Here is a 25,413-nt window from a genome sequence, read left to right as displayed (position 1 = left end):
TTTCCGTGACGCCTGCCTAGCCTGGCGTCACGTTAACCGCAGGTTTTTTTCGTGAGAGACGGAGACGTGATGTCCCAGCTCAACGCCAACCAGTTCCCGGTCCGCACGTTCGGCGGTCCGACCGCCCTGTTCGAGTACGGCGGCCTGCGCTTCCTGACCGACCCGACCTTCGACGGCCCCGGCGACTACGCCTCTCCCGGCCCGACGCTGACCAAGACCGCCCCCTCCACCACTACCCCTGCCGACCTCGGCCCCATTGACGTGGTCCTGCTCTCCCACGACGAGCACGCCGACAACCTCGACACCTCCGGCCGCGCCCTGCTCGCCGACGTCCCCCTCACCCTGACCACACCCGGCGGCGGCGAGCGCCTCGGGCAGAAGGCCAAGGGCCTGGCCGACTGGGAGACGGTCGAGCTGGAGCGTTCGGGCGGCGGCACCATCACGGTGACCGGGGTTCCCGCCATCCACGGCCCCGGCGCGCGTGAGGAGGTCGAGCCGTTCGCCGGCCAGGTCGTCGGCTTCGTCCTGACGGGCGAGGGCCTGCCGACGGTCTACGTCAGCGGCGACAACGCCTCGCTCGACGCGGTCAGGGAGATCGCCGTGCGCTTCGCCCCGATCGACACCGCCCTCCTGTTCGCCGGCGCGCCCCGCTTCCCCATGCTCTTCGACGGTGGGCTGATCGTCCTGGACAGCGCGCAGGCCGCCGAGGCCACCCGGATTCTTGACGCCCGTCGCGTCGTCCCGGTCCACCACGACAGCTGGGCCCACTTCACAGAGGGGCGCGACGAGCTGGAGGCAGCCTTCGACGCCGCGGGCCTGACCGACCGTCTGGACCAGGACTGGGCGCAGCGCGCCTGAGCCCGGACCGCCGTCCAGGAACCGAGACCTGGTGCCCGGGGCGGGGTCCGCCACACGCCGGGCCCCGCCCCGGGCAGCACCCCCTCGCGGCGTCCCTGCGCCGTGCCAGAGCATCCCCCCGCGCGGAGCGCACATGCGCTTTTCCATGTTCAACCTGTTCACGTTCAAGGACGGGAAGATCATCGAGAAGCGGGCCCACTACAACCGGACCGACATCATGGACCAACTCACGGCCGGCTCCGCCGCCTGACGGCACCCTGGAGGACCTGGCCCGCCAGGCCCGCATGAGCTCCCGTCACCTCGGCCGCCGCTTCAGGCACCTCACCGGCACCACGCCTCTGCGATGGCTCCACACCCAGCGCATTCGCCACGCCCAGGAACTGCTGGAGACCACCGACGCCACCGTGGACACCATCGGCGCGGCCACCGGCATGGGCACCGCCCCCACCCTGCGCCGCCACTTCCACCGCAGTGGGCGTCCCACCCGACACCTACCGCCGCGCTTTCCGTCCTTGAGAAGGGGGCACTCCCCCGAAGGGTGCTCCCTGAAGGGGCACCCAGGTCCGGGAGGGCACGGCACTCTGCCGCACATCGACGGCATTGCCGCCGACCGCCCCTACCCGTGTTCGCGGCCCCACACATAGAGGTGAGGTGGAGAGGCTGCTCGGCGTGCGGCTTCGGAGGGGACAGCCGGGGGGCCGTCTGCGGGAGTGTGGGGCTGGTACCCGGGGCACGGACAGTTCGCGCCGTAGGACCGATGAGTTCTGTCGCAACGCCTGGTCTATCCCTGTGACTCAGCACGTACCGCTCATCGACCCGCGCAGCACAGGAGATCCAGATGTCCGAGACCACCGCCCCCGTCGCCTCTGTCGCCCCCGCCGCTCGCGGTCGTCGTGCGCGGATCGCCCTGCGCACCGTGCAGGTGCTCCTCGCCCTCTTCTATGTCATCGCCAGCGCCCTGCCCAAGCTGATCGCGAACTCCTACGCCGTCGACTCCTTCGACCGGATCGGCTGGGGCGCCACCGGCATGTACGTCATCGGCGCGCTCGAACTCGCCGGGGGCATCGCCCTGTTGATCCCGGCGCTGCAGTCGGTGGCCGCGGTCGCGTTGAGTGCGCTGATGGTCGGCGCGTTCGTCGTTCAGATGGTCGTCTTCGACGGCGAGAACGCGGCGACACCGCTGATCCTCATCGTGCCGCTCGCCCTGATCGCCTGGGTACGCCGGAGCTCGATCAAGGAGCTGCTGAACCTGGTACGACGACGGGTGTGAGTCCTCACGGAAGACGGGGCGTCCGGGCTTGCCGGGCGCCCCGTCGCGTCTCCGCGGTCCGCACCGTCGCCGTCGCCGTCGCCGTGACCGTCGGGGGCACCGTCGCCGTCGCCGTCTGCCGGTCGATACTGGGCGCCTCGGCAGCGCGGGTCATGGGCGGCCACCCGCGCTGCTGGTCCCCCGCCGATCGCCGTGCGGTGTGAGTCAGTGGCCTGGCCGGATGACCGCGCGCACGCAGCCGTCCTCCTTCTCCTTGAACATCTCGTAGGCCCGTGGCGCCTCGTCCAGAGGCACCGTGTGGGTGGCCAGGTGAGTCGTGCTGATCTCTCCGGCCGCCAGCCGGTCCAGCAGCATGGGAATGTAGCGCTGGCCGTGCTGCTGGGCGCCCCGCACGGTCAGACCCTTGTTGATCACCGCGCCGAGGGGGAACTTGTCGACGGCGCCGGCGAACACGCCGAGGACGAAGACCGTTCCGGCCTTGCGGCAGGCGTGAATGGCCTGGCGTACGGCGGTGGGGCGGTCGGTCTGGAGTCGGAGCTGCTGTTTGACCTGGTCGTACAGATGCACGGGGCTGTCGCTGTGGGCTTCCATGCCGACGGCCTCGATGCACACGTCGGGTCCGCGCCCGCCCGTGCGCTCGCGCAGTTCCGCGCCGACGTCGGTGCTCGTGTAGTCGATGACCTCGCTGCCGATGTGCCGCTCGGTCATCTCCAGGCGCTCGGGAATCCGGTCGATGGAGAACACGCGTTCCGCGCCCAGCAGGATCGCGGCGCGGGCCGCCATCTGACCGACCGCCCCGCAGCCCCACACGGCGACGACGTCCCCGGGCTTCACCCCTGCCAGGTCGGCGCCCATCCAGCCCGTGGGCACGGAGTCGGACACGAACAGGGCGCTGGTGTCGTCGACGCCCTCCGGGACGGAGAAGGCTCCGTAGTCGGCGAAGGGCACGCGCACGTATTCGGCGTGGCTGCCACGCAACCCGCCCATGGCATGCGAATAGCCGAAGATGCCGCCGGTGTCGGCGCCGAACAGCGCCTGCCCGATGCCCGGATTGGTGTTGGTGTTGTCGCACAGCGACCACAGATCGTTCGCGCAGTACCAGCAGCGCCCGCACCCGACGAACGAGCAGACCACCACCCGGTCCCCCACCTTGTGCCGCCGCACGCCCGCGCCGACCTCGACGACCTCGCCGAGGAACTCGTGACCGATGACGTCCCCGGCACGCATGAACGGGATGTAGCCGCCGATGAGATGCAGATCCGATCCGCAGGTCGTGCCCGCGATCAGCCGTACGATCACGTCCTGTTCGTTGCGCATGACAGGGTCGTCGACCTGCTCCACGGACAGCTTGTTCACGCCTTCCCAGCACAGGGCCTTCACAGCACTCCCTCCCCGTCGGCGCGCCTGCTCAGGAGCCCGACGAGTTTCCCGCCGGGGGTGTCGTGCGTGGTGGGCGGTGTGTCGGGCTGAAGCACTTCTCCCGCCTCCAGCAGCGCTTTCGCGTCGCGCAGGGCGCGGCGCAGATCCTGACGCGGGTCGACGCCGGCGAGCCGCGCCGGCGCCGAGTACGCGACGTCCGGTGCGGCTTGCCTCAGTCGCACCGCCAGCTCCGTGCCCCGGTCACCGGGCGCCGGACGGACACGGGTCTCGACGCGGTCGCCGTACTCGTGCAGGGGCGCCGGCAGCTTGTCGGCCTGCACGTCCTGCGGGGCGCGGTTGATCGTCACCGTCAGCCAGCGGTCGCCGGCGGCTGTACCGGACGGGTGTGCCTTCGCGCGCCGTACGACGACGAAGGCCCCGGCGGCCAGCCCCACGGCGGCCGCTGCCAGCGATTTCCCAGCGACACTCATATGCGGTCACATCCTCGGGTCGGGGGCGGCTGAGCGCGCACCGGGGGTGGGCCACCGCTGTGGCGAGGAACGCCTGAGCACGTGTGCTCGTACGGATGGCCGCCCGGTGAGCGCTTGCGCGTGGCGAGTACCCCCACTGCGCTCGGCAATCAGGGGGATACAAGGTCCGCTCCCCCGCCCCGACGCCACCTGGAGCAGGACGACCCCAGGGGGTTGCAGGCCCCTGACCGAGGACGTGAGAGGACCCCGCGACCCAGGACTCGTCGCCCGGAGCGCCTCACGCATCAGCCAGCAGGTCGCTCTCCTCGACGGCCGGCAGGGACAGCGTCTTGTAGCCGACCTGCTCGAACAGGACGACGAGGCGGTCCTCGTCCACCCGCATGACCGTGCCCTCGCCCCATTCGGCGTGCCGGACCCTGTCATTGGGCCCGTACGGCGCACACGGCCCCGGTGTGGCGGCCGGTTCACTGAGCCCGGGTGCGGCGGCCGGTTCACCGTGGTCCGTGCCGGAGCATCGGTCGCACACGTCGCAGTGACCGCACGGCCCGTCCAGCTGTTCGCCGAAGTACCCCAGGAGGTACTGCCGACGGCAGGACGGGGTCTCCGCGTAGCCCCGCATCATCTCGATACGCGACCGGTCCATGCGTCGCCCCCGCTCGAACACCTCCTGCGCCCGTTCGACGGACTCGCGCGCCGTACGGCCGGGAACAGCCCGCACGGCGCGACGCCCGCCCTCCACGGTCACCGCGCCCGCCTCTTCCAGAAGGCTCAGCAGATCGGTGGTCTTGCGGCGCGACAGCCCGGCCAGCTGCGCCACGCCGCTGCGGCTCTGTGGGACGTCCTGGCCGGCCAGGACGGTCATGATCCGCTGTAGCGCGTCCCTGTCGAGGGAACGGGCGGTGAGGAACTTCTGCAGTCCCAGATCCTCGGGACGGTAGAACAGCATCGCGTGGGCCGGTTCCCCGTCCCGGCCGGCGCGCCCGATCTCCTGGTAGTAGGAGTCCAGGGCCTTCGGGACGGACGCGTGGGCGACGAACCGGACATCGGGTTTGTCGATGCCCATCCCGAAGGCGGAGGTGGCCACGACCACAGCGGGCGCTCCGGCCATGAAGCCGTCGTGGATCCGGCTCCGGTCCGCCGCCTTCATCCCCGCGTGGTAGGCCTCGGCGTCCACGCCGTCCTGCCGCAGTCGCTGCGCGTAGGCTTCGGCGTCCTTGCGGGTCGCCGTGTACAGGATGCCCGGGCCGCCCGCTTCGGCCGTCCACCGCGAGACCGCCTCGCGTTTGGCCGCATCGTCGGTGAAGGTGCGTACGGCGAGGCTGATGTTGGGCCGGTCGGTCCCGGCTGTCACCGTGTGGGCGTCACGCATGTGCAGGTGCTCGACGATGTCGGCCCGGACCGGGGCGGCGGCCGTGGCCGTCAGGGCGAGCACCGGCGGGCGGCCCAGGCGTTCGGCTGCCTCGCCCAGGTTCAGGTAGTCCGGGCGGAAGTCGTGGCCCCACGTGGAGACGCAGTGGGCCTCGTCGACGACGAACAACGAGGGCCTCAGCTCACGCAACCGCGCCACCACGTCGTCCTTGGCGAGCTGCTCCGGCGAGAGGAGCAGGTACTCGGCGTCGCCTTCCCGGACGGCTCGCCAGCCCTTGTCCACGGCCGACTCGGACTGGGCGGAGTTCACCGCCACGGCATTCGGGGCGGCGCTCTCACGCAGTCCCGTGACCTGGTCCCGTTGCAGCGCGATCAGCGGCGACACCACGACGGCAGGTCCGCCGAGCACCACGGTCGGCACCTGGTAGATCGCCGACTTGCCGGACCCGGTGGGCATGACGACCAGCACGTCACGACCTTCGAGCAGGGTCCCCATCGCCTCGATCTGTTCGGGGCCCAGGTCGTCGAAGCCGAAGCGTTCCCGGGCCACCCGGCGCAGCTCCGCGACCCGCTCATGTCTGCCTTCGGGCACGAAGCCTCCTCCCGGCCCCCGAGACTCTCTCGCGAGCCAGCCCCGGGTACCCCTCTGGGCTGCGGGGATGCGGAGATACATGCCCCACATGCCCTACGTGCCCCACGTGCCCCACGTGCCCCACGTGGACGACAGCGACGACAGCGACGACGTCCCGCGATGCGATGCGATGTGGTGTCCGGCTGCGCGTGCGACCTGTCGGCGGACTCCGTGCGTCACCCGGATCACCCTGGGAACTCGGTCACCCGCAGCAAGTACCACCGACAGGAGGTCCGGGCATGCCCAATCCGCAGCAGCCAGAACTCCGGCGCAACGACAAAGGTGCCGCCACCCCCGAGGACAGCCGCCAGTTGAAGGCAGGCCAACCGAGCGGCGGCGAGAGCGGTCACCCGCACGGCGCGGACAAGGGCACCAAGGGTGGAGGAGAGGGCGGCGGAGTGCCTCCGGCGCAGCAACCGGATCACCCCTGAGCCTCATCCAGCACCAGCCGAACGGTCTCGAAAGGGGCCGCTCGGTGTGTTCAGGGCTGATCAGCCAAGAGCACGACGAGGAGTCCACCGCGAGGTGGGGCGCGGCACCGCGGGCGAAGTGGCCGACGGAAAAGCCGACATAGCCATCGCCACACTCGGCGGCTCCGTGCCGCTTCCACCGGGTCTGGTCGCGAGCGGGCTCCTTGAAGAGCCGTATGCCCTGGTACACCCGACGGGTCACACCGCCCCGCGCTCGCTGCCGCTGGTCGACTGGGCCGAGAACTGTGGCTCGTACACCCGCGACTGGTGGGCGGCACAGGACTGGATCCCGGAGGCGACCGTCGAGGCCGACGATGACGGAGCGGTGCTCTCCCTGGTGAGCGGAGGTCATGGAATGGCGATCATGCCGGCGCTCTCCCTGGTCGGAGCAGCGGACTCGGTCACGATCACTGATCTCGGCGTCGAGCGCCCGACACGCCGGGTCGGCTATGTCACCACCTCCGAACTGGCCGGATCCGCCGGCGTGCGCGCCTTGGTGAGGGAGTTGCGGGCGGCGGCCCCGCAACGTAAGGGCCTCCCCCAATAGCCGAGTTGAGCGCGGAGGCCGTGGCGCTCAGCTGTAGTAGGCGATCTTGTCGTCGAGGACCTCCAGGGCCCGGCGCAGCGCCGTCACACGCTGTTCGAGGGCGGCACGGCGCTCGCGGAGGAAGGCGACCCGGTCCTGCGCAGAGTGCTCGGCGCGCAGGATGGCGACGAACTCTCGCAGGTCCGCGATGCCGAGGCCGGCGTCACGAAAGCACGTGACCAGACCGATCCAGAAGAGGTCGTCCTCGGTGTACTCCCTGCGCCCGCCAGGAGAGCGCCGGATCGGTCCGATCAGCCCTTCGCGCTCGTAGTAGCGCAGCGTGTCGAGGGAGACGCCGGTGCGGTTGGCTGCCGCCGCGGGGGTGATGAGGGTGGTCACAAGGCTCCTTGTCCGACCGTTGCTATCGCGCTTCGGCGAAGCGCGCCAGGTGCTCGTCGTCCAGCCGCACATGGCGTGCGTCGAGTGCCTCCTCGATCTGCTCCACCCGGCTCACGCCGACGATGGGGTCGATGCCCTGTCGCATCAGCCATGCGAGGACGACCTGGTTCCTCGTGGCTGCCGACTCGCGGGCCACGTCGGCCAGAACCGACAGCACTCGAGCGGTACCAGGATGATCATAAGTCTGCGGCAGCGGCTTGTCCGTGCGCACGTAGGAACCCCACATCAGCGAGCTGTAGGACCACATGGTGAGCCCTTCCGACTGCGCGAAGTCCAGGTCCTCTTCGGCCATGAGACGGTGCCCGCCCTCAGCGAGCGGGATGAGCGGGCGCGGCTGGACAAGTGAGTGGCGCAGTTGCAGGGCCGTCCACGGTTCCACGCCCTGCTCCCGGGCGAGCGAGCGGGCGCGCTCCACCCGCCAGGCAGCATGATTCGCCGCCCCCACGCGCAGAGCCGTTCCCTTCGTGACCAGCTCGCCGAGAGCACCGACGGTCTCCTCCAGCGGCACAGTGCGATCCTCGGCGTGAGCCCAGAGGAGATCGACGTGTTCGACTCCAAGACGCCCCAGGCTGCCCTCGACACCGATGCGCACGGCGGGGGCGGAGAGTCCTTCTGCGCTCTGTGGCCAGGAGTGCGGAACGAGCGGATTCTGCCGGACCTTCGTCGCGATCCGCACCGCGTTGCGCGCGCCGGGGCGGGATCGAAGCCACGCGCCTATGACGCGCTCGCTGGCACCGCCGACGCCGCTCGGATCGGCCCAGAAGGAGTAGCAGTTCGCGGTGTCGAGCCAGACTCCACCTCCGCCGACGAAGGAGTCGAGGATCGCGAAGGCCTCGTCCTGGCCGACGCGGGTGCCGAAGTCCATCGTCCCGAGGACGATCTGCGAGGCAGTGGGGTTGATGTCCATGCCCCCCATCCTCAGATCTGGAGCGCGCTCCAGATCAAGTGCGCTCGGCAAGAAGATTTCGGCAAGAAGATTCGGGACACCCCGATGAGACCTGTGGCCCGAAGTGGCCGGCTCCTCACGGCGCAGTCCTGGGGTGCGATGGGCGCCGGCCCCGGAAGTGTGCCCGGCGAACCCGCCGGCCAACTGCCGACGCCGCGCGACCGACAGCAGCTCCGGCCCGTCCTCGAGACTCCGCGCCCTCGCGACTGAGAGGCTCGCCGGATGCAGTGGCGCCGTCTCACGGGTCAGCGGCGGGTGAGGCGGGTGAAGGTGACCCCGTTGGGGAAGGCTGTGCGCTCGGCGACGTCGAAGACGGTGGGGTCAAAGGCACCGTCGACCACCGGGATTCCGGCGCCGGCAACGACCGGATAGGTCTTGATCAGCAGCTCGTCGATCTCGGGCAGCAGGGTTCCCGCGAGCCGGCCGCCCCCGCAGAGCCAGATGTCCAGGCCGGCGCCCCCCTCGCCCTTGAGCTCGCGGACAAGGGCGAGGGGGTCGCTCGGCACGACGATGACGGCCGGGTCGGTGTCCGGCTCGAGGGTGCTGGACACGACGTACTGGCGCAGGTGCGCGTAGGGGCTGGTGATCCCGCTGTCGAGGGCGGGGCGGTAGGTACCGAGGCCCATGACCACGGTGTCGAAACGCCGGTTGGGCGCGTCGGCGACACCGACGGCCGCGCGGTAGGCGGTCGGGACGGTCTCCGGGTACAGCGCGTTCATCCAGGTCGAGTAGGCGGCGGCCTCCTGCTCGTCTCCCTGCGGGAAGAAGGTGAATTCGCCGCCGGGGCCGGCTATGCGGCCGTCGAGCGAGACGCCGACGTAGTACACGAGCTTTCGCACAAGGATCCTCACGTGTAGTACTCTGCTTGAAGTGGTCTGAACGTAGTACTACATCCGGAGTGGTGTCAATGGTGAGACGGAACGACCAGCGGCGCGCCGCCCTGGTCGACGCGGCGATCGAGGTATTGGCGCGAGAAGGAGCGCGCGGCCTGACGTTCCGGGCCGTGGATGCGGAGGCCGGCGTTCCCACCGGTACGGCGTCCAACTACTTCGCCAGCCGCGACGACCTGTTCACTCAGACCGGCGCCCGGGTCTACGAGCGGCTCCAGCCCGACGAGGCCACGATCGCCCGCCAGCAGGCGGCCGACCGCGACCCGGAGACCTACGCTGAACTGATGCGTGAGCTCGTCGGCCGCGTCGCCTCCTTCCGCACCGGCTATCTCGCGCTGCTGGAACTTCGCCTTGAGGCCACCCGGCGCCCCGAACTGCGCAAGGTCCTCACCGACCGAGTCCGAGCCGACATCGACGCCAATGTCGCCTATCACGAGGCTTCCGGCCTCCCTGGCGACGCCACGGCCGTCAAGCTGCTCATGCTGACGCTGAACTGGCTGATCGTTGAGCAGCTCACGCTGCCGGACGTCTTCACGGAGGCAGAACGTGAACAGCTCGTGACCGCCGCCGTGGAGCGCATCGTGGCGGCCCAGTAGATGACTTGGGCCCAGAGGTGACGCAAACCGGCGGCAGTTGAAGAGGGCCGGACCGGAGCCGATCTCCCGCGCCAGAGGCTCCGCACCAAGCCGCTTACCCAGCTGCGACAACGCGTCAGGATGCCAGTACCGTGCTGCTGTGACCGATGACGAGGCCGACCACCGCGGGCTCTGGGACGACGCCGCGGTCCACGCCCGTGTCGCCGCCATGGCTCAGGGAGACCCCGGGCGTCAGCGTTTCGGGTCCTCACACCATGGATATCGCCTTCGGCCTCCTCTGACGCAGGACACGATCTGGCTGTTCGAGCAGCAGCATGGTGTCCGGCTCCCCGCTTCCTACCGCCGCTTCGTCGAGGATGTCGCCGACGGAGGAGCGGGACCGGCCTACGGGCTCCTGGGCCTCACCGAGGAAGTGGACGACGAAGAGGCCCTGCACGATCTCCGGGAAGAGGGCAGACGCGCGGGCTTCCTGTCCACGCCGTTTCCGCACACCACCGAGTGGCCGGGGCCGGGCAAGGACGGTGATGCCGACTACTCGGTCGGAGGCAGTCTGGTCATCGGTGAGTGCGGTTGCGGCACCTTTTACCGGCTGGTCGTCACGGGGAGGAACGCCGGCCAGGTCTGGCTCGACGATCCTGACTGGGGTGGCCTGACACCGGGGCCGGACTTCCGAGACTGGTACCTGGCATGGCTGGCGACTTCGACCTGACTGCTACGGCCCGAGGCCCGTCCGGGCGAGCCAGGTCGTCCACTTCGGATCACGTCGACGTGGTCGAGTCCCAGGTCGGCTCCAGCCCGCGGTAGTCGTGCTCGATGCGCCGGCGGGACCCTTCGCCAGCCGGAAGTGATGGCGGGCCGGGATGTCGGTGGGCAGAAGCGAGATCCGGTACTCCAACGGTTCCGCCTGGTCTTCAGGTCGGTGGGCGATCAGATGGACGAGCCCGATGACACCGTCCGCGGCGGGCTTGGTCCGCCGTCCCGCGAGCCGCCGCACTCGCAAGACCACGAGGGTGCCGCCTCGCCAGGCCGACGCCGGGGAGCGGCGTGACAATGAGACCGGAGAGAGGCGTGAGAGACGTCTGCTGGTTCTGGGAGGCTTGCGTGAGTGATCTCGAGTTCGAACAGAAGCGGACGCTGTCGCGTGTCGAGGCTGCCGACCAGCTGGAGGCCCTGGCAGCCGCGCTCCGCCGCGGCGGCCAGGCGGAGCTGGACCTCGGCCCCGGTCGGCTGACGGTGCGGATCCCGGACGAGCTGCGGACGGAGATCGAGGTCGAGCTGGAGGACGGCGAGATCGACCTGGAGATCGAACTGTCCTGGCGGCCGCCGCAAACGAACCGGGCGGCGGACGACGGCTGACGAACGGCGCCCCGGTCCGAACGGCGAGTACATCGGGGCCGTGCGCGTGTGCTCACAGACCGCCTCGGGCCGTTGCCACTACGGGAAGCGTGCTGCATCTCGGAACGCGGGCACGTTTTCCGGCGTCCGGCGTCACGCCACCTGATCACTCGGGCTGTCACCCACGGAACGGCACCGCTCCCCCATGGCCGGGCGTGGACGAGTGGCGGTCGGCGAATGCACCGTGCACTGTCGCGACCGACCGCCACAGTGCGCACGCTGGCGGCCCACCACACCCACCAGGAAAACTCCGAGGTGCTGCGCACCCCACGCCGCCACACGGCCGACGGCCGGGGAGGCAGGCTCTGGCAGAAGCGCGGGGCGGCGGCGTGTCCGGGGACCGTCAGGCGTGGACCTTGCCGAAGATGTGGTTGGCGGGGGCGTCGGGGTCGTTGCCGTAGAAGAACTCCTCGACCGCCTGGTGGAACTCGTCGCGGTCCAGTCCGCCGGAGCCATCGAGGTCCAGAGCGGCGAAGACGGCTGCGCAGTCCTCGCCGGGGACGGCGGCGACCGAGTCGAACATCTGCTGGAACTCGGCCTGGTCGATCTTGCCGTCTCCGTTGAGGTCGACCAGGTCGAAGAAGCAGTCGGTGACCGGCTCGATCTGCTGCGGGTAGAGCGCGCGGTCGGTCAGGACGCTCTTGAAGCCGGCGGTCATCTCCCGCACGTCGACCTTCCCGTCACCGTCCTGATCCATCGGGGCGATGACGTTCGACCAGAACTGGTCCATCCCGTCGGTGAGCCGGCGGACGGTCTCCTGATCCGGGGTGGTCTCGCGGGCGCTGATGTAGCGCTCGCTCATCATGCGGACGTCGCGCTGGGTGATGAACCCGTCGCCGTCGACATCGGCGCCCCGGAACCACTGGCCGTACTTGAGATCTTGAAGTGCGCTCATGGCTGCGCACCGTATTCACGTGATTACGGTGACGCAAACGCCCTCGTCTGAGGCCGGGCACCGGTCGGGCCCGCCGTCCGGGTCTCCGGCGACGGTGAACACGGCAAACTCGCCCGTCGTCGGGGCCGCTTCGTTTCAGCGTTCGAGGTGTGGTGGTGTGAACGCGAGTACCTCCTCGACCGGCCCGTCGTGGACCTCGACGTCGACGAGCGCACTGTGCGCGCTGGGTCCCTGGGACAGACGGGAGCACCCGCGGTCCCCGGTGAGGGTGTTGGGGTTGCCGTGGCGGTCCAGGGTTCCGCTCCGGCCCGGCTGGGCCGGGTCCCACCACGCCCCGGTGGACAGCTGGACGACGCCGGGCATGACGGCGTCCGACAGGACCGCGCCCGCCAGGCAGCCGCCTCGCTCGTTGAAGACGCGCACGATCATGCCGTCCTCGATACCGCGTGATGCCGCGTCCTGCGGGTTGATCGTCACGGGCTCGCGGCCGTGGATCTTCGACTTGAGGCTGTGGCCGCCGTTGTCGTACTGGCTGTGCAGGCGTGAGGCGGGCTGATTCGAGATCAGGTGCAGCGGGAAGCGGTCCGCCAGGTCGGCGCGAAGCCACTCCACGGGCTCGAACCACGTCGGATGGCCGGCGCAGTCGTCGTAGCCGAACGAGTCGATCTCCTCGGAGAAGATCTCGATCCGGCCCGACGGCGTCGTCAGGGGGAAGCCCTGCGGATCGGAGCGCAGTGCTTCGAAGCTGCCGGGAAACGGCCCGCTGAGCGCCGGCAGTTCGACACCGGAGGGGCGTTGCCAGAAGTCGTCGAAGTCCGGCAGGGCCGCGTCGTCGCCGAGGTTCGCACATGTCTGGGCGTAGAGGTGCCGGACCCATTCGATCTCGGTACGGGCTTGGGTGAAGTCGCGCTCGTAGCCGAGCCGTGCGGCCAGAGCGGCGAAGATCTGGTGGTCGGTGCGTGCCTCGCCGGCCGGCTCGCGGACCTTCGGCATCGCGGTGAGGTGAGGGTCGGAGAACCCCGCGGCGAAGTCGTCACGCTCCAGGCTGGTCGCGACGGGAAGCACGATGTCGGCGAACTTCGCCGTGGTGTTCCACCAGGCTTCGTGGACCACCACCGTGTCCGGGCGCTGCCAGGCTCGGGTGAGGCGGTGGAGGTCCTGGTGGTGGTGGAAGGGGTTCCCTCCGCACCAGTAGATCAGGCGCAGGTCCGGCAGGGTCAGGCGCTGACCGTCGTAGTCGATGGTCGTGCCCGGTTCCAGCAGGGTGTCGGCGATCCGGGCGACCGGAATGAAGTCCGCGACAGGGTTCGCCACCCGCGGCATCGACGCCACGGACGGGCGGCCCGGGGCGACACCGGTCGCGTCCATCGTCGCGTAGCCCGCGCCCCAACCGCAGCCGGGGCGTCCCAGCGAACCCGCCATGGCCGCCAGCACGACCGACATCCAGATCGGCTGCTCACCGTGGTCCGCCCGCTGTACGGCGTAGTTGACCATGATGAGGGAACGGTGTGCGGACAGGCGGCGGGCGAGATCGGTGATCGTGTCGCGACCGATGCCCGTGATCCCGCCGGCCCAGTCGGCGTCCTTGACGACGCCGTCCACGTCACCGGTCAGGTAGGAGGCGAAGCGGTCGAACCCCTCGCAGCAGCGGGTGAGGAAGTCCTCGTCGTGCCAATCGTTGACCAGCATCGTGTGTGCGATGCCGAGCATCAGGGCGGTGTCGGTGTTGGGGACGACCGGCAGCCACTCGGCGTCGAGGAAGTCGGCGGTGTCACTGCGGATCGGGCTGGCGTTCACGAACCGCACCCCGGCCTCACGGCACTTGCGCTGTAGGTCGCGCGTCCGGTGGCGGGCCAGCCCGCCGGGGTTGATCTGGCTGTTCTTCAGGGCCAGTCCCCCGAACGCCACCACGAGCTCACAGTTCTCGGCGATCTCGTCCCACATCGGCATCCGGGACTGGTAACTCCAGGGAGCCCCGCCGATCACATGCGGAAGGATGACCTCGAGAGCGGCGGTGCTGTACGTGTTGCGCGAGTCGGTGTAGCCCCCGCCCAGCGCCAGGAACCGCTGGAGCTGGCCCTGGGCGTTGTGGAACCCGCCCGCGCTGGCCCAGCCGTACGAACCGCCGAACACCGCGCTGTTCCCGTGCCGTTCGCGCACTCGGCGCAATTCCTCGCTCACCAGGGTGAGCGCTTCGTCCCAACTGACCTCCACGAAGGCGTCCGCGCCTCGGGCCGTGTCACCGACGCGCGGCGAGCCGTCGAGCCATCCTTTGCGCACGGCGGGACGCCGCACACGCGCACGGTCCTCGGCAGCCGTCACCATGCCCGGGCCGATCGGCGAGGGCGCGGGGTCGTCAGCCCGGGGTTCGATGCGCAGCAGTCGGCCGGAATCGACCACGGCTACGAAACTGCCCCAGTGCGTCGCCACCGGCAAGCGTCGTTCCACCGTGCATCAACTCCATCCCTGAAGTCATTCCGGCACTTGAACAACGGCCGCTGCACCACAGGGGTTTCGCGTCGGTCAGCGGTCCGCAGGACAGGCTCCCCCTGGCGGGAGCCGCCCAACCCTGACGGTGCGCACGACTCCCAGCGCCTCCGCTCAATCGCGGCCTGGGCCCGGACCGCCTCCGCCGACCGCGACCCGGCCTGCGGGTGAACGGCTGCTCAGACGAGCCGCTTACGACACCAGACGAAGAGGAACACCACGACGCAGGCCGTCAGGGCGAAGAGGATCGAGGATCCGAACCACTGCATGCCGCTCATCTGCGACATGGGGATGTAGTCGATCGACGCGCCGACGATGTCCGCCTTCTTCATGCACGCGCTGGTCGCCTCCTCGCCCAGCGCTTCCGTACACGTGGTCACGTCGAGCAGTTTCCCGCTGCCGCTGACATACGAGGTGCCGAGCCAGTGCGCGGTGCGGGGCACCTCCGGGAAAGTGATCAGGCTGCCGGGGCTGACGGGCTTGCTGGTGACCGTGACGATGTCGCCCAGCGACAGCTTGACGGAGCCCCAGACGGCCTGGAGGACGACGGTGAATCCGAGGGTCACGACCATGGCCGCCAGTGTGCGGCGCAGGAGCACGCCGATCGCCGCCCCGCCGACCACGGAGAGGAGGCTGAGGGCGACGGGCACCGGTCCCGTGGTGTTGAAGAACTCCCTGGAGGCCCAACCGAAGTCGACGTAGTCGGACTTGACGGGGCTCCACCACCAGGCGAACGCAGCCGACAGCGCGGCCGTGGTCGGTACGACCACCAGCCCGGTCAACCCCAGCTTCATGGCGAGCCAGCGGTTGCGGCTCACGGACTGGGCGGCGATCAGCTTGGCCGTGCCGTTCTCCAGGTCGCCCGCGAACAGCGGGGCGCCGAGGAGGACGCCGAGGATGACGGGTATCGCCGTGAGACCGGTGGTGACGGACGTGAACGCGCCGGCGTAAGGCTTGAACTCCTCCTCCGCGTCGTCGAGGCTCTTGGCGGGAAAGCCGTAGGCGTCGAGGAAATCCGTCATCTGGCCGCGCTGGTAGGCGATCCAGGCCACGCCGAGGACGGTGGCGGCGATGACGGTCCAGAACGCGGCCCGGTGCTGGCGCCAGACCAGCCAGGTCATCCCGCTCAGCCGGGGGCGCCGGGCGGCCTGTGTGGTGGTCGCGTTCCTGGCCCCGTGCCGGGGTCCGTTCATGGTTGCGTTCATTGTGCCGTTCATCGTCCGGGCCGTCGTCCTGTTCGTGTCGTCGGTCGAGGGGCTGGTGAAGGTGCTCATGCAGCGGTCCTCGCGGTGCTCAACCCCTGGCCCCGAACCTGGGCGGTGGGGGTGATCAGCGGCGGTGCGTCGGGTGAGCGGAGATAGGCGAGCAGGAGTTCCTCCATGCTCGGGGCGGCCGCCTCCCAGGGGCCGGTGATCGGGCCCTCCGGGCGGATGAGCGCGGTGAACTGCCGTCCGCTGGTGCGTGCCTCGACGAGGGTGTGGTAGCGGAGAGCGGCGGGCAGGTCCTCGCCCTCCCTGGCCCCGGTGACCACGGTGTGCACGGTCATCAGGTCGTCCACGTCACCGGCGAGGCGCACTCCCCCGCCGGCGACGACGACGAGGTAGTCGCACACGTTCTCCAGTTCGGCGAGTACGTGGGTGGACATCACCACGGTGGTGCCGCGCTCGCCGGCCTCGGCGAGGAGCGTGCCCATGAGTTCGTGGCGCACGACCGGGTCGAGGTCCGACATCGGCTCGTCGAGCAGCAGCAGGTCGGGGCGCTTGCCGAAGGCGAGGGCGACCGCGACGCGGGTGCGCTGCCCGCCGGAGAGGGTGCCGATCCTCGCGTCGAAGGGCACGTTGCCCGCTCGGACGATGTCCTCCGCGGCGCGCTGGTCCCAGCCGGGGTTCAGCTCGCGGCCCAGCCGCAGGGTCTCCGCCACGGTGAAGCGACGGAACAGCGGCTTCTCCTGCGCGAGGAAGGCTGTCCGCCGACCGGACTCCACCGAGCCCGGCGCATCGCCGAACAGGCTGAGCGTGCCCTGCGTCGGCTTCAGGACGTGGGCCGCGAGGTTCAGCAGCGTGGTCTTGCCCGCGCCGTTGGGGCCCACCAGCCCGCAGATCCTGCCCGCCGGAAGCCGGAAGGTGCAGTCCCGCAGCGCCCAGCCCCGCCGGTAGCGCATCCCCAGCCCGTGCGCCTCGAGCGCCGGCTCCCCCGCGTACATGACGTCACTCACCTGTGCTCCTCGTTGTCGTGACACCCGTGACCCCCGTGACCCCCGTGACCGCCGTGGCCCCGGTGGCGTACTGCTTCTCCAGCGCCGACGCGACCAGCGCGGCCACGTCCTCCTGCTCCAGACCGGCCTCGGCCGCCTTCGCCATCCACGCCACCAGCTCCCCGTACAGGGGCGAGTCGGTTCCCGTCTCGGGGCGGCCCAACGTGCGCCGTACGAAAGTGCCCTGGCCCGGTCGCGGTTCGACCAGGCCCTCGCGCTCCAGTTCGCGGTACGCCTTCAGGGTGGTGTTCGGATTGACCGCGCTCGTCTCGGCGACGTCCTTGGCGGTGGGCAGCCGGTCGCCCGGCACCAGCACGCCCAGCCGGAGGGCCTGCTTGGTCTGCTGCACGATCTGCTGGAAGGCAGGGACCCCGCTCCGCCTGTCGATGCGGTACTCCACGGCCACCACTCCCCTCCATCATCATTCCACTAATTGATTAGTGGAATGATGATGGAGGGGAGCGGCCGCCGTTGTCAACGAAGTCCCGGAACGGCCCTGAAACCGTCAAGGGCGGCGACGGGGGCTGCGCGAGCGGGCACTCCGGCTGCCGCGTCGGCTCCCGCTTCTGCCGCTGCCGGGCTCGCCTCGCGCGTGCCCTGGGGGAAATCGCGTGGCAGTCGACCACGACCGGGAGTGCCTGAGTCGCGTGGCGGAGGGCGGCGCCGGTCGATCACGCCGGCGACCAGTCCAGCCCGTCGCCGACCCCAGCCTCTCCGGCAGCGTCGGGTGCGGCTTCTCCCACACGCCGGTCCCGGCCCTGGCGACAACCTGACGACGAGTCGGAGAGCCGGACGAAAACTCCCTTGCCGCGAAGGGCAGTGATCGCCCTACGGTTGCTCCCCGTGACTATCGAGATCCCCTACCAGCCGCTTCCGATCGACCAGTCGGACGTGCGCTACGTCCACGGACCCGATTCCGCTCGCCGGCCGGGCGTACCCGTCGGCGAGACGATCGAGTTCGAGTGGAGGAAGAGCGACGTCTACCCCGGAACGTCCCGGAAGTTCTGGGTCCACGTACCCGCCCGGTACGACCCGGCGGAACCGGCGTCCTTGATGGTGTTCCAGGACGGATGGTGGTACCTGGACCCCGAAGGGGAGGTGCGCGGAGCGATCGTCCTGGACAACCTCGTTCACCGCGGCGACATCCCCGTCACCATCGGCGTCTTCGTCGATCCCGGCGTCTTCCCCGACGCGGAGAATCCGAAGAACCGCAACAACGAGTACGACGCCCTCGACGACCAGTACGTCACCTTCCTCCTCACCGAGATCATCCCGCAGGTGGCGAAGCGCTATGCCATCGCCCAGTCGCCCGAGAAGTGGGGCATCTGCGGCGGGAGCAGCGGCGGCAACTGCGCCCTCACCGCGGCGTGGCTGCGCCCGGACAGGTTCCGCCGCGCCATCGGATACCTGTCCAGCTTCGCGCAGATGCCGGACGGCAACTCCTATCCAGACCTCATCTCCCGCGTCCCCCGCAAGCCGCTGCGCATCTTCATGCAGGCGGGCCACCGCGACCTGAACTGGAGCGAGCCGCAGGGGAACTGGCTCGCCGAGAACCTGCGCGTAGCGGCCGCTCTCGCTGAAGCGGGCTACGACTTCCGCCTCGTCCTGGGAGACGGTGGACACAGCCCCAATCACGGCGGCGTCTTGTTGCCGGATGCCCTGCGCTGGCTGTGGCGGCCAGCATTAGCCTGATTGCTGATTGCCTGATCGCCTGATCGCCTGATCGCCTGAGCAGCGGTGGCCCGTGAGCCAGAGGTGCGGGCAGAGGAAATGGCTTTGCGTCCTGTGTGATCGGCATGGATGCTGGCTCGCCGGAGGTGCTGAAGATGATCAATGTTGTGTTGAAGCTGTCAGCCCGTGATCTGGTGCATGCGGACCTGGCGTCGTGCGGATGGGCAGGGTCCGACCTCCACCTGGCCGGCGTCGCCAAGCAGTTGGAACGTGTTCGGACCGGCGAGGTCGACTACCTCGCGGTCTGCCCTGCAACGGACATCCCTGTGGCGAAAGGCGGCGTCGACTACCAGGTCAAGAACGGGGTCGGCACTCTGTGGCAGCTGGCAGTCCACCCCGCACTGCAGTCGTGCGGGATCGGCGCCTTCCTCGTTGAAGCCGCAGAACTGCGGATCAGGAGCCGCGGTCTGCGCCAGGCCGAGCTCGGTGTGGAGGAGGGCAACCCCCGGGCACGTGCGCTCTACGAAAGGCTGGGTTATGTCGCGTACGACCGGCAGCCGGACTCGTGGGACGAGCAAGCCCCTGATGGGTCGTTGCGCCGCTACGAGACGATGTGCACGTTGATGCGAAAGGAACTCACGTAGGCTCAGCCGCCTTCGCGGGTCTCTCAGCGGACGCGGCATCCCAGGTCATCGTGTCGTCAGCTCCGGCCGCCACGCTCCGAGGCTGTCAGCCACGGCGGAGGCTTCTTCCTCAGACGCAGCCGAGCTGTGGTCGCGGAGCGGACAGGACTCGAGACGCACCCAGTCGGCCCGGCCCGTGCATGCCGCGGCACGTGCGTCCGCGTTTCCCCAGCCCGTCAGGTCGCGCAGCGTACGCAAGCGGCCCTGTGTCAGGAGGACATGTGCAACGTGGTGAAGTCTGGTGGGCCGAGTTCGACGAGCGGCGGCCGGTCGTACTGCTGTCGGAAGGCGACGCGTCCGGGATCCGGGTGATGCAGGTCGTGGCTCCGGCGGGCGTCGACATCAGCGGTCTGGGCGTGGAAGTGGTAGTTGGCGCCATGGAAGGGCTGCCCTTCGAAGGCGTGTTGCGGGTCGCGTTCCCGTGTCCGGGCTTCACCCCTTGCACGTGGCTGACCACCGTGTCCGGGGACGACCTGATCGAGCGGGCGGGCGCCCTGCCCAGCGCGAAACTCAACGAGATCGAGGATGCCCTCCGACTCGCCGGACAGGCGAGAGAGCGGACCCCGGCGACGACCGAGAAGCTCAGCGAGCTCAGGGACGCCCTCCGTCTCGGTGGAGTCGAGTAGTCGGGTAGGCGGAGAAGGAACGGACACCGGTTATCAGGAGGCACCTGTCTCGTCGTAGATCCGGAACGTGATCACGTCGACTTCGTCGGTGTCCACCAGATCCGGGTAGTGGCCCTTGAGGGTTCCTCGGAGTTCGGTTGCGGTCGTCAGTCCCTCGGCTTGCGCGTCCTGGTCGGTGAGGTCGCTGACCAGGCACTGCCTGCTGTCGGTCACCTCTGCTTGCAGCACGACTTCCGGATCGCTCTCGAACACCAACCGTGCCGCTCCTGGCCGGGCCGGATCCCGGAAGCGGGTGGTCCTGGTCTTCGCGCCGGAGCGGACGTCCTCGAGGTAGCGGGGGTTGAAGCGGATGATCGGGGGGCCGGCCGTCTCGGGGTCTTGGTAGAGCGAGGGGTCGAGACCGTTCATGCCTTCGGGGGTCCATCGCTGCGTCAGCGGCATCAGATCGGCGGCGAGAACGGACCTGGGCCCCGCGGGCGTGGGCACGATGACACGCATGGTGGGGTAGTAGTCCACGAAGACCTGCCGATCGCGTCCGCACGGGCCGATGATCCCGCGCCCGTGGTTTCCCACGGCGACGATGCAGCGCATCTGGCGGGCGCCCTGGGCTCGCGCGGCTCCCAGAGCCACGAGTTCGGCGCAGGGCCCGCCGGTGAAGTGGTAGAGGTTCACGCCGGCGAACATGCGGTGGTCGGCGGCCATGACCGCGGCGCCCATCGTATGGATCCCGTCTTCGTCGGGCCCGGCGTCGGTATGCGCGTCTATGGTGCGGCGTGCCAGCTCCACCAGCTCACGCTCGTCATCATCAAGAGCTCGCGCAGACGACGGTACGTACACGTTTTCATCTTCCCTTCCGTCAGCAGTCACCCACGAGCATTCCACGCCATGTAGAAGGGCTCCACGGGGTTTCGGCATGTCCTGAGCGGACCTCTGTGCGGGTTCCGTGGGCCGGGATACCAGCGCCCCGGATGAGGCTGCTCGTGGTCATGGACATCGATTCCGGGCCGCGGCTCTGCAGCGTCTCCGACGGCACCTCCCGGGTCCGGTGACACCAACCCCCAGGTCATGCCTTCGACAGGGGCAACAGTCACGCCGGACCCGGAGGCCAGCGGCCCCATTGCAGGACCGCGGAAACATAACGGGACGGCCGCCGGACGTGTGGGGACTGGGTCGAGAGCGGCGCACATGGGCCGCGGCCGTGCGCCACGGCGCCGAGGTCGAGGACATCGCCGGTGCGACCAACAGCAAGATTCTGACGGGCACACGTGGCACACCTGGCACGAGGATGAGGGATGTGCCTCCACGGCACCGGTCTCACGGGCACACTGTCAGCACCTCGTGCAGGCCGGAACCAGGGACGGAGACGATGAACCGTTCGGCGCGGCGGACAGGAATGTCGGCCTTGCTGGTGTGCGTAGTCCTTGCCGCGGCCGGCATCGTGGCCTGTCGAATGTTTCCTCGCGACGAGACGCGCACCGATCCGATCGATCTGCGTGCCGTGGACTGGCTGAACGTCGAAATTCCGGGCGGGTTGTGCAGGTCTCGGAAGGGCATCCGCCTGCATGACGGAACGGCTGTCAACGTTCCATCGGAATTTGACGGGCCGGAGCCGAACATGCCCCAAGACGTGTCGGTGAGAACGGATCAGGTCTTCTACGGTGACGTCACAGGTGATGATCGCGACGAGGCCGCGCTGCCCGTGCTGTGCGCAAATCATGATTCCACCGCAGCAGGCCAAAGGGCGATGGGGGTCCTCGTCTTCGACGGGTCTGCTCAACGGCTTTCTCTGCTCGGGATTCTGACGAGCCGTAAGCCGCGGCTCGGTGAGCCCCCGAACTTTCTGAAGGTCGAAAGAATGAAGCCGGACGGGATCAACGTCAAGGACAGCTATTATCGTGTGAACGACTTCAACTGCTGCCCTTCCGGTGAGGCCACAGAGAGCTGGGTCTACCGGAAGGGCCGCCTCGTAGCGCGTTGACCCTAGCTGCGCGTCAGGACAGAATGTATTCTCGCGGCCCATTTCTGTGTGCCCGCACCGAGGATCACAACGACACCGCATGGACTCACTGTCGCCGTGCGGAGGATCGCTCCAATGTGCGGCAAGACGGTAGGGGCTACCAGGGGGCAACGCGGGTGCTCAGTCCCGGGTGGACGAGAGGCACGGCTCGGAAAGCAAAGGCTCGGCGTAGGCATGGGCGTCAGTCCTTCGAGGTCGCGGTGCGGAGTGCTCCACACCGTGCGACAGAAGTCCCGGACACCTCCAGTACAAGATCATGTCAATGGTGTCCACCGGACTTGACGCAGGCAGATGGGCCGAAGTGACCGCAACTGAACCGGATATGCGCCAGGACCTCCGCCGGGCCGGCGGTTCCGGGATACTGCTTCACCACGAAGCAGGGGGGCGCGACATGGCCGAGCAGTCACCGACGTGGCAGGAGCTTCTGGACGACGCCGTCCAAGTGGGAACGGCCTCGGCGTTTCGCGCCGCACTGAACGGTCTGCGGGGCGACGGACTCTCGTACGACCGTCTGGTGATCACGGCCAACGGGATCGTGACACGCGAGGAGGTTCCCGGCTTCGAGGGCATGGACAACGGCCCGTCCAAGGGCACGTGGCTGAACGCCCTGACAACGAAGGGCCGTAAGTCGAACCAACTGCCCGACTGGAAGTACGTGGAGCTCTTGGTCGTGGCGTATTGCAAGCACCACAACCTGGACGAGGAAACACGGGACACCTTGGTGACCCGCTGGGCGAACTGCTACACCGTCTTCGGAGGCCGGCCGCGGCCGAAGTACCGGCGCCCGGAGGCAGCCGAAGCCGTGGCCGCTCCGGCTCGTCCACGCAGACGTGTACCGGTGGCCTTGAGAGCGGCAGCCACGGTGGTGGTGGCCCTGTCGGCGACTACGGCGTACATCTTCTGGGACAAGAATCCGGAACCGCCTCTGTCCGTGGACGACGTGTCATTTCTCGGATTGGGCACCGGGGACTACGTCTTCCCGTCCACCATGAAGTTGTCGCCCTCCCAGGTCGAGGCACTCAAGAATGAGAACTACGGGCAGGGTCTGACATTCGAAGACTGGTTCCACCGGAACGCCGGAGTACCGGCCCATGACAGAACCATCTCGCTCACCATCAGCGGACGCAGCGATAAACAGCTCCGCATCACCGACGTCGATCTGCTCAAGGTGAACTGCACTCCTCCGCTGACAGGAACACTCTTCCTCAATGGCGGCACCAATGGGGGCGGAGCAAAGACGAAGACCTTGTTCTTCAACCTGGACGATCGACTGCCCGAGCCCACAGACGAAAACAATGAACCCTATTTCGCGCGGCAGAGCATCACCCTGAAGAAGGGCGAGAGTGAGACGATTGCGGCTTTCATCAGGGCCAACGCACGCTCTTGCGGTTTCACCTTCCGCTTCACCATCGTCGTCCCGGGCCACGAGCCCGTGAAACAGGAGATCAGCGACGGCGGCAAACCGTTCCGGCTGACCGCTCCCGCGGGCGGCGGGCAAGAACATCCCTACGACCGCTACCGGGCCATGTACGTGGGAGGTGTGGCAGCCCCGGCCGGCGCCGGGATCGTCCGGGCAGACCCTTCCACCTTCAACGGCGACTCCCAGACCCTCGCCGTTCCCTGAGCGCATCACATCCGCGCATGCGTCTGTGTCGGCGCCACCCCTTCAACGGGTCGACGGAGTCTGCCCGAACCGAACCGCCTCGCCGCACAGCCTCATCGAAGGTCTCAGGCAACCGGCGACTCGGCCAAGTGGACGGGATGCCGGGGCCGGGGCTACGGGGCCAACGTGGATGTGCGGCGCCCCGCCACCGGGTATCCGGAAGCGGGGCGCTGAAGCGGCGGCAGGTGGATCTTCAGTTGGCGCAAATGGCGTAGACACTGATGCCGACGCTGCTGTAGGCATTCTGCCTGCCGAGGGCGATCCAGCCGGTTCCGTCGGAGGTGGGGAAGCTGCCGACGAGGATCGCGTCGTTGCCCTGGGCTTCGGCTCCGCCGCCGACGACGTGCTTGCCAGGCGGGCAGAAGACCGTGCGGCGCTGGAAGTTCGGGACGTTGGCGTTGGGCAGCGTGACGATCTGGTAGCCGTCGACGACGCGGGTGTGTGCGGGGATGTGGTCGGGGGCCGCCTGGGCGGCCCATCCGGCTCCGGCGGCGATGGCGAGTGCCAGGGCGCCGGCGGTGATGGCCGTCTTTGCTCACATGGGTGAGGGTGAGATAACGGCTGTTGGGGGTGAAACACACTGATCGTGGGAGGCGGATGCGCGGAGCGCGGGAAGGGCGTGGAGGCTACCGAGTTGGCCGGCCCGTGCGCGGTCGCACGTTCCTGGAGTGCCTCCGCTGGCGCGCCCACTCGCCATTCGAGGCGTAGCGTGCCGGGCATGCGCTTCCGCTGGGACTGGATCGGTCCCGTGATGGCCGTGCCGTACGTGCCCACCCTCGGGCCGGCCCACCCGGGCGAGCCGCTCTCCGACCTGTTCGCCGCTGTGGTGGCGGTCGCCGGAACCGGCCGGTTCCTCCCCCACGACAAGGACCGCCGCTGGTCCGGCCGGAAGACCGAGCGCGTACTGGTCGACGCCATTGAGCACGACCGGCGCCGGACGCTCGTACCGACGCTCCTGGAGCGCGGCGGCGGGACCGTGCGGATCCACGTGTACGGGGACGGACTGCCTGAAGCCGCTGCCCTCGCCCGGCACCTCGCCGACGTCCACGGCACCGTGCGGGCCCAGGTCGTCTCGTTCCACGGACCCGGCGTTGTCCACGAGCACATCGAGAACGGGACCCGGGTTCAGATGAAGGACTTCACCGCCGGGCCGGGTGAGCGGCCGGACACCCTGGTCCAGGAGCACGGACAGGTCCCGGCCGGTTCCGGGTTCGGGGAGTTCGCGGCGAAGTTGGCGGCCGACGGCTTCGCCTTCCTGCACGGGCAGATGCGGGACGGGAAGGTCGGCCCGGTTCTCACCGTGCTGCACGACGGGCGGGTGGCCGGCGCTATCGGGCCCATGGAGACCATGCCCGACGCAGCGGGGGCGATCCGCCTCCTCCCGCAGTACTTCGGCGTTCTGCCCTGTTACCGGGGACGCGGGTACGGGCGGGCCCTGTGGCGAGCCGCGATGCACTGGGGGTACCAGCGGGGCGCCGCGTATCAGCTTCTGCGGACCACGGTCGGCGGAGCGTCGGACCGGCTGTGCGCGACGGAGGGCTTGACGTCGCTCGGGGTCGTCAAGCAAGTGGACGCCTGACCGTTCCGCCTGGTTCGAGGATGCGCCCGCCTCGCCGGTCGGGTGCCGTCTCCTGCTCGGCGTCGCTCTCTCCGGGGCCGGGCTCGACGCGCTCGACGGGCAGCAGTCGGGGAGCCTCGCCACCCACGACATCAGCCTGCCACGGCCCTCCTCCCCGTGCTCGGCGCACCCGCGCGGGGACCGCTGATCACATGGATCGCATCGGTCGACGCCGCCCTCAAAGCCGGCTCGCCCTCGAAGAGCACGGCGAACGCCCCGACGAAGGCGTCGGCCTTCGCA

At 69.2% G+C, this 25,413-nt stretch carries 25 protein-coding genes and 2 pseudogenes; 15 read left to right on the top strand and 12 right to left on the bottom strand.

Going from position 1 to position 25,413, the window contains the following annotated elements:
- Positions 1-69 precede the first annotated feature (69 nt).
- The 4 genes and pseudogenes from OG802_RS33640 to OG802_RS33625 all read left to right on the top strand — a co-directional run bounded on the left by OG802_RS33640 (position 70) and on the right by OG802_RS33625 (position 2,128).
- Entirely contained in the window at positions 70-858 is a 789-nt protein-coding gene (locus OG802_RS33640) for an MBL fold metallo-hydrolase (protein WP_329416624.1), read from the top strand.
- A 133-nt stretch (positions 859-991) separates the two neighbouring features.
- Positions 992-1,108, top strand: a complete 117-nt coding sequence (locus tag OG802_RS36060; protein WP_443055417.1) for a hypothetical protein — start codon at positions 992-994, stop codon at positions 1,106-1,108.
- A gap of 4 nt (positions 1,109-1,112) precedes the next feature.
- Positions 1,113-1,374, top strand: a pseudogene (locus OG802_RS33630) (helix-turn-helix domain-containing protein); the annotation flags it as partial.
- 322 nt (positions 1,375-1,696) lie between these two features.
- Positions 1,697-2,128: a DoxX family protein gene (locus OG802_RS33625; protein WP_329416620.1), complete on the top strand. Its 432-nt coding sequence runs from the start codon at positions 1,697-1,699 to the stop codon at positions 2,126-2,128.
- 204 nt (positions 2,129-2,332) lie between these two features.
- Here OG802_RS33625 and OG802_RS33620 read toward each other — a convergent pair whose 3' ends face one another.
- The 3 genes from OG802_RS33620 to OG802_RS33610 form a co-directional block, all read right to left on the bottom strand.
- Entirely contained in the window at positions 2,333-3,508 is a 1,176-nt protein-coding gene (locus tag OG802_RS33620; protein ID WP_329416619.1) for a zinc-dependent alcohol dehydrogenase, read from the bottom strand.
- A complete protein-coding gene (locus tag OG802_RS33615; protein WP_329416618.1) occupies positions 3,505-3,978 on the bottom strand; it encodes a hypothetical protein in 474 nt (157 codons plus the stop codon). The genes OG802_RS33620 and OG802_RS33615 overlap by 4 nt, the downstream gene beginning before the upstream one ends.
- Positions 3,979-4,255: 277 nt before the next feature.
- Complete coding sequence (locus OG802_RS33610) at positions 4,256-5,938, bottom strand: RecQ family ATP-dependent DNA helicase (protein ID WP_329416617.1); 1,683 nt, start codon at positions 5,936-5,938, stop codon at positions 4,256-4,258.
- 278 nt (positions 5,939-6,216) lie between these two features.
- Here OG802_RS33610 and OG802_RS33605 point away from each other — a divergent pair, with 278 nt between their 5' ends.
- Both OG802_RS33605 and OG802_RS33600 read left to right on the top strand, forming a co-directional pair.
- Complete coding sequence (locus OG802_RS33605; RefSeq protein WP_329416616.1) at positions 6,217-6,408, top strand: hypothetical protein; 192 nt, start codon at positions 6,217-6,219, stop codon at positions 6,406-6,408.
- 88 nt (positions 6,409-6,496) lie between these two features.
- Positions 6,497-6,994: pseudogene (locus OG802_RS33600) on the top strand (substrate-binding domain-containing protein); the annotation flags it as partial.
- 27 nt (positions 6,995-7,021) lie between these two features.
- Here OG802_RS33600 and OG802_RS33595 read toward each other — a convergent pair.
- From OG802_RS33595 to OG802_RS33585, 3 genes are all read right to left on the bottom strand, one after another.
- Complete coding sequence (locus OG802_RS33595) at positions 7,022-7,372, bottom strand: MerR family transcriptional regulator (protein ID WP_329416614.1); 351 nt, start codon at positions 7,370-7,372, stop codon at positions 7,022-7,024.
- Between the two features lie 22 nt (positions 7,373-7,394).
- Positions 7,395-8,348 (bottom strand): aldo/keto reductase, encoded by a 954-nt coding sequence (locus OG802_RS33590; protein WP_329416613.1) that lies wholly within the window; start codon positions 8,346-8,348, stop codon positions 7,395-7,397.
- A 275-nt stretch (positions 8,349-8,623) separates the two neighbouring features.
- On the bottom strand, positions 8,624-9,217 hold the full coding sequence (locus tag OG802_RS33585) for a dihydrofolate reductase family protein (RefSeq protein WP_329416612.1): 594 nt from the start codon (positions 9,215-9,217) through the stop codon (positions 8,624-8,626).
- A 68-nt stretch (positions 9,218-9,285) separates the two neighbouring features.
- Here OG802_RS33585 and OG802_RS33580 point away from each other — a divergent pair, with 68 nt between their 5' ends.
- From OG802_RS33580 to OG802_RS33570, 3 genes are all read left to right on the top strand, one after another.
- Positions 9,286-9,864, top strand: a complete 579-nt coding sequence (locus OG802_RS33580) for a TetR/AcrR family transcriptional regulator (RefSeq protein WP_329416610.1) — start codon at positions 9,286-9,288, stop codon at positions 9,862-9,864.
- 139 nt (positions 9,865-10,003) lie between these two features.
- Positions 10,004-10,573: an SMI1/KNR4 family protein gene (locus OG802_RS33575; RefSeq protein ID WP_329416609.1), complete on the top strand. Its 570-nt coding sequence runs from the start codon at positions 10,004-10,006 to the stop codon at positions 10,571-10,573.
- 392 nt (positions 10,574-10,965) lie between these two features.
- Positions 10,966-11,220 (top strand): amphi-Trp domain-containing protein, encoded by a 255-nt coding sequence (locus OG802_RS33570; RefSeq protein WP_329416608.1) that lies wholly within the window; start codon positions 10,966-10,968, stop codon positions 11,218-11,220.
- Between the two features lie 382 nt (positions 11,221-11,602).
- Here the strand turns inward: OG802_RS33570 and OG802_RS33565 are convergent, their stop codons facing one another.
- From OG802_RS33565 to OG802_RS33545, 5 genes are all read right to left on the bottom strand, one after another.
- Positions 11,603-12,154, bottom strand: a complete 552-nt coding sequence (locus OG802_RS33565; RefSeq protein ID WP_329416607.1) for an EF-hand domain-containing protein — start codon at positions 12,152-12,154, stop codon at positions 11,603-11,605.
- Between the two features lie 135 nt (positions 12,155-12,289).
- Positions 12,290-14,602 (bottom strand): molybdopterin-dependent oxidoreductase, encoded by a 2,313-nt coding sequence (locus OG802_RS33560; protein WP_329416606.1) that lies wholly within the window; start codon positions 14,600-14,602, stop codon positions 12,290-12,292.
- Between the two features lie 218 nt (positions 14,603-14,820).
- A complete protein-coding gene (locus tag OG802_RS33555; protein ID WP_329416605.1) occupies positions 14,821-15,915 on the bottom strand; it encodes an ABC transporter in 1,095 nt (364 codons plus the stop codon).
- Positions 15,912-16,844, bottom strand: coding sequence for an ABC transporter ATP-binding protein (locus OG802_RS33550; protein WP_329417607.1), 933 nt, complete (start codon positions 16,842-16,844; stop codon positions 15,912-15,914). Before OG802_RS33550 ends, OG802_RS33555 begins: the two co-directional genes overlap by 4 nt.
- A gap of 4 nt (positions 16,845-16,848) precedes the next feature.
- Complete coding sequence (locus OG802_RS33545) at positions 16,849-17,304, bottom strand: GntR family transcriptional regulator (protein WP_329416603.1); 456 nt, start codon at positions 17,302-17,304, stop codon at positions 16,849-16,851.
- A 434-nt stretch (positions 17,305-17,738) separates the two neighbouring features.
- Between OG802_RS33545 and OG802_RS33540 the strand changes: the two genes are divergently transcribed.
- The 3 genes from OG802_RS33540 (at position 17,739) to OG802_RS33530 (ending at position 19,875) form a co-directional block, all read left to right on the top strand.
- Positions 17,739-18,587, top strand: a complete 849-nt coding sequence (locus OG802_RS33540) for an alpha/beta hydrolase (RefSeq protein WP_329416602.1) — start codon at positions 17,739-17,741, stop codon at positions 18,585-18,587.
- A gap of 104 nt (positions 18,588-18,691) precedes the next feature.
- On the top strand, positions 18,692-19,210 hold the full coding sequence (locus tag OG802_RS33535; RefSeq protein ID WP_329417604.1) for a GNAT family N-acetyltransferase: 519 nt from the start codon (positions 18,692-18,694) through the stop codon (positions 19,208-19,210).
- Between the two features lie 260 nt (positions 19,211-19,470).
- Positions 19,471-19,875 carry a type II toxin-antitoxin system PemK/MazF family toxin gene (locus OG802_RS33530; RefSeq protein ID WP_329416601.1) on the top strand — a complete coding sequence of 135 codons (405 nt, stop codon included), beginning with the start codon at positions 19,471-19,473 and terminating at the stop codon, positions 19,873-19,875.
- Positions 19,876-19,908: 33 nt separating this feature from the next.
- On the opposite strand, the gene OG802_RS33525 is transcribed toward OG802_RS33530, so the two are convergent.
- Positions 19,909-20,742, bottom strand: coding sequence for an ASCH domain-containing protein (locus tag OG802_RS33525; RefSeq protein WP_329416600.1), 834 nt, complete (start codon positions 20,740-20,742; stop codon positions 19,909-19,911).
- Between the two features lie 499 nt (positions 20,743-21,241).
- On the opposite strand from OG802_RS33525, the gene OG802_RS33520 reads away from it, so the two are divergent.
- The 3 genes from OG802_RS33520 to OG802_RS33510 all read left to right on the top strand — a co-directional run bounded on the left by OG802_RS33520 (position 21,242) and on the right by OG802_RS33510 (position 25,134).
- A complete protein-coding gene (locus OG802_RS33520; RefSeq protein ID WP_329416599.1) occupies positions 21,242-21,853 on the top strand; it encodes a hypothetical protein in 612 nt (203 codons plus the stop codon).
- Between the two features lie 430 nt (positions 21,854-22,283).
- On the top strand, positions 22,284-23,516 hold the full coding sequence (locus OG802_RS33515) for a hypothetical protein (RefSeq protein ID WP_329416598.1): 1,233 nt from the start codon (positions 22,284-22,286) through the stop codon (positions 23,514-23,516).
- A gap of 757 nt (positions 23,517-24,273) precedes the next feature.
- Positions 24,274-25,134: a GNAT family N-acetyltransferase gene (locus OG802_RS33510; protein WP_329416596.1), complete on the top strand. Its 861-nt coding sequence runs from the start codon at positions 24,274-24,276 to the stop codon at positions 25,132-25,134.
- Positions 25,135-25,413 lie beyond the last annotated feature (279 nt).

The organism is Streptomyces sp. NBC_00704 (genome assembly GCF_036226605.1).
In the GTDB taxonomy this organism is placed as follows: Bacteria; Actinomycetota; Actinomycetes; order Streptomycetales; family Streptomycetaceae; genus Streptomyces.
The sequence above is the reverse complement of the archived record's forward strand: the minus strand, read 5'-3'. Positions and strand labels throughout refer to the sequence as shown.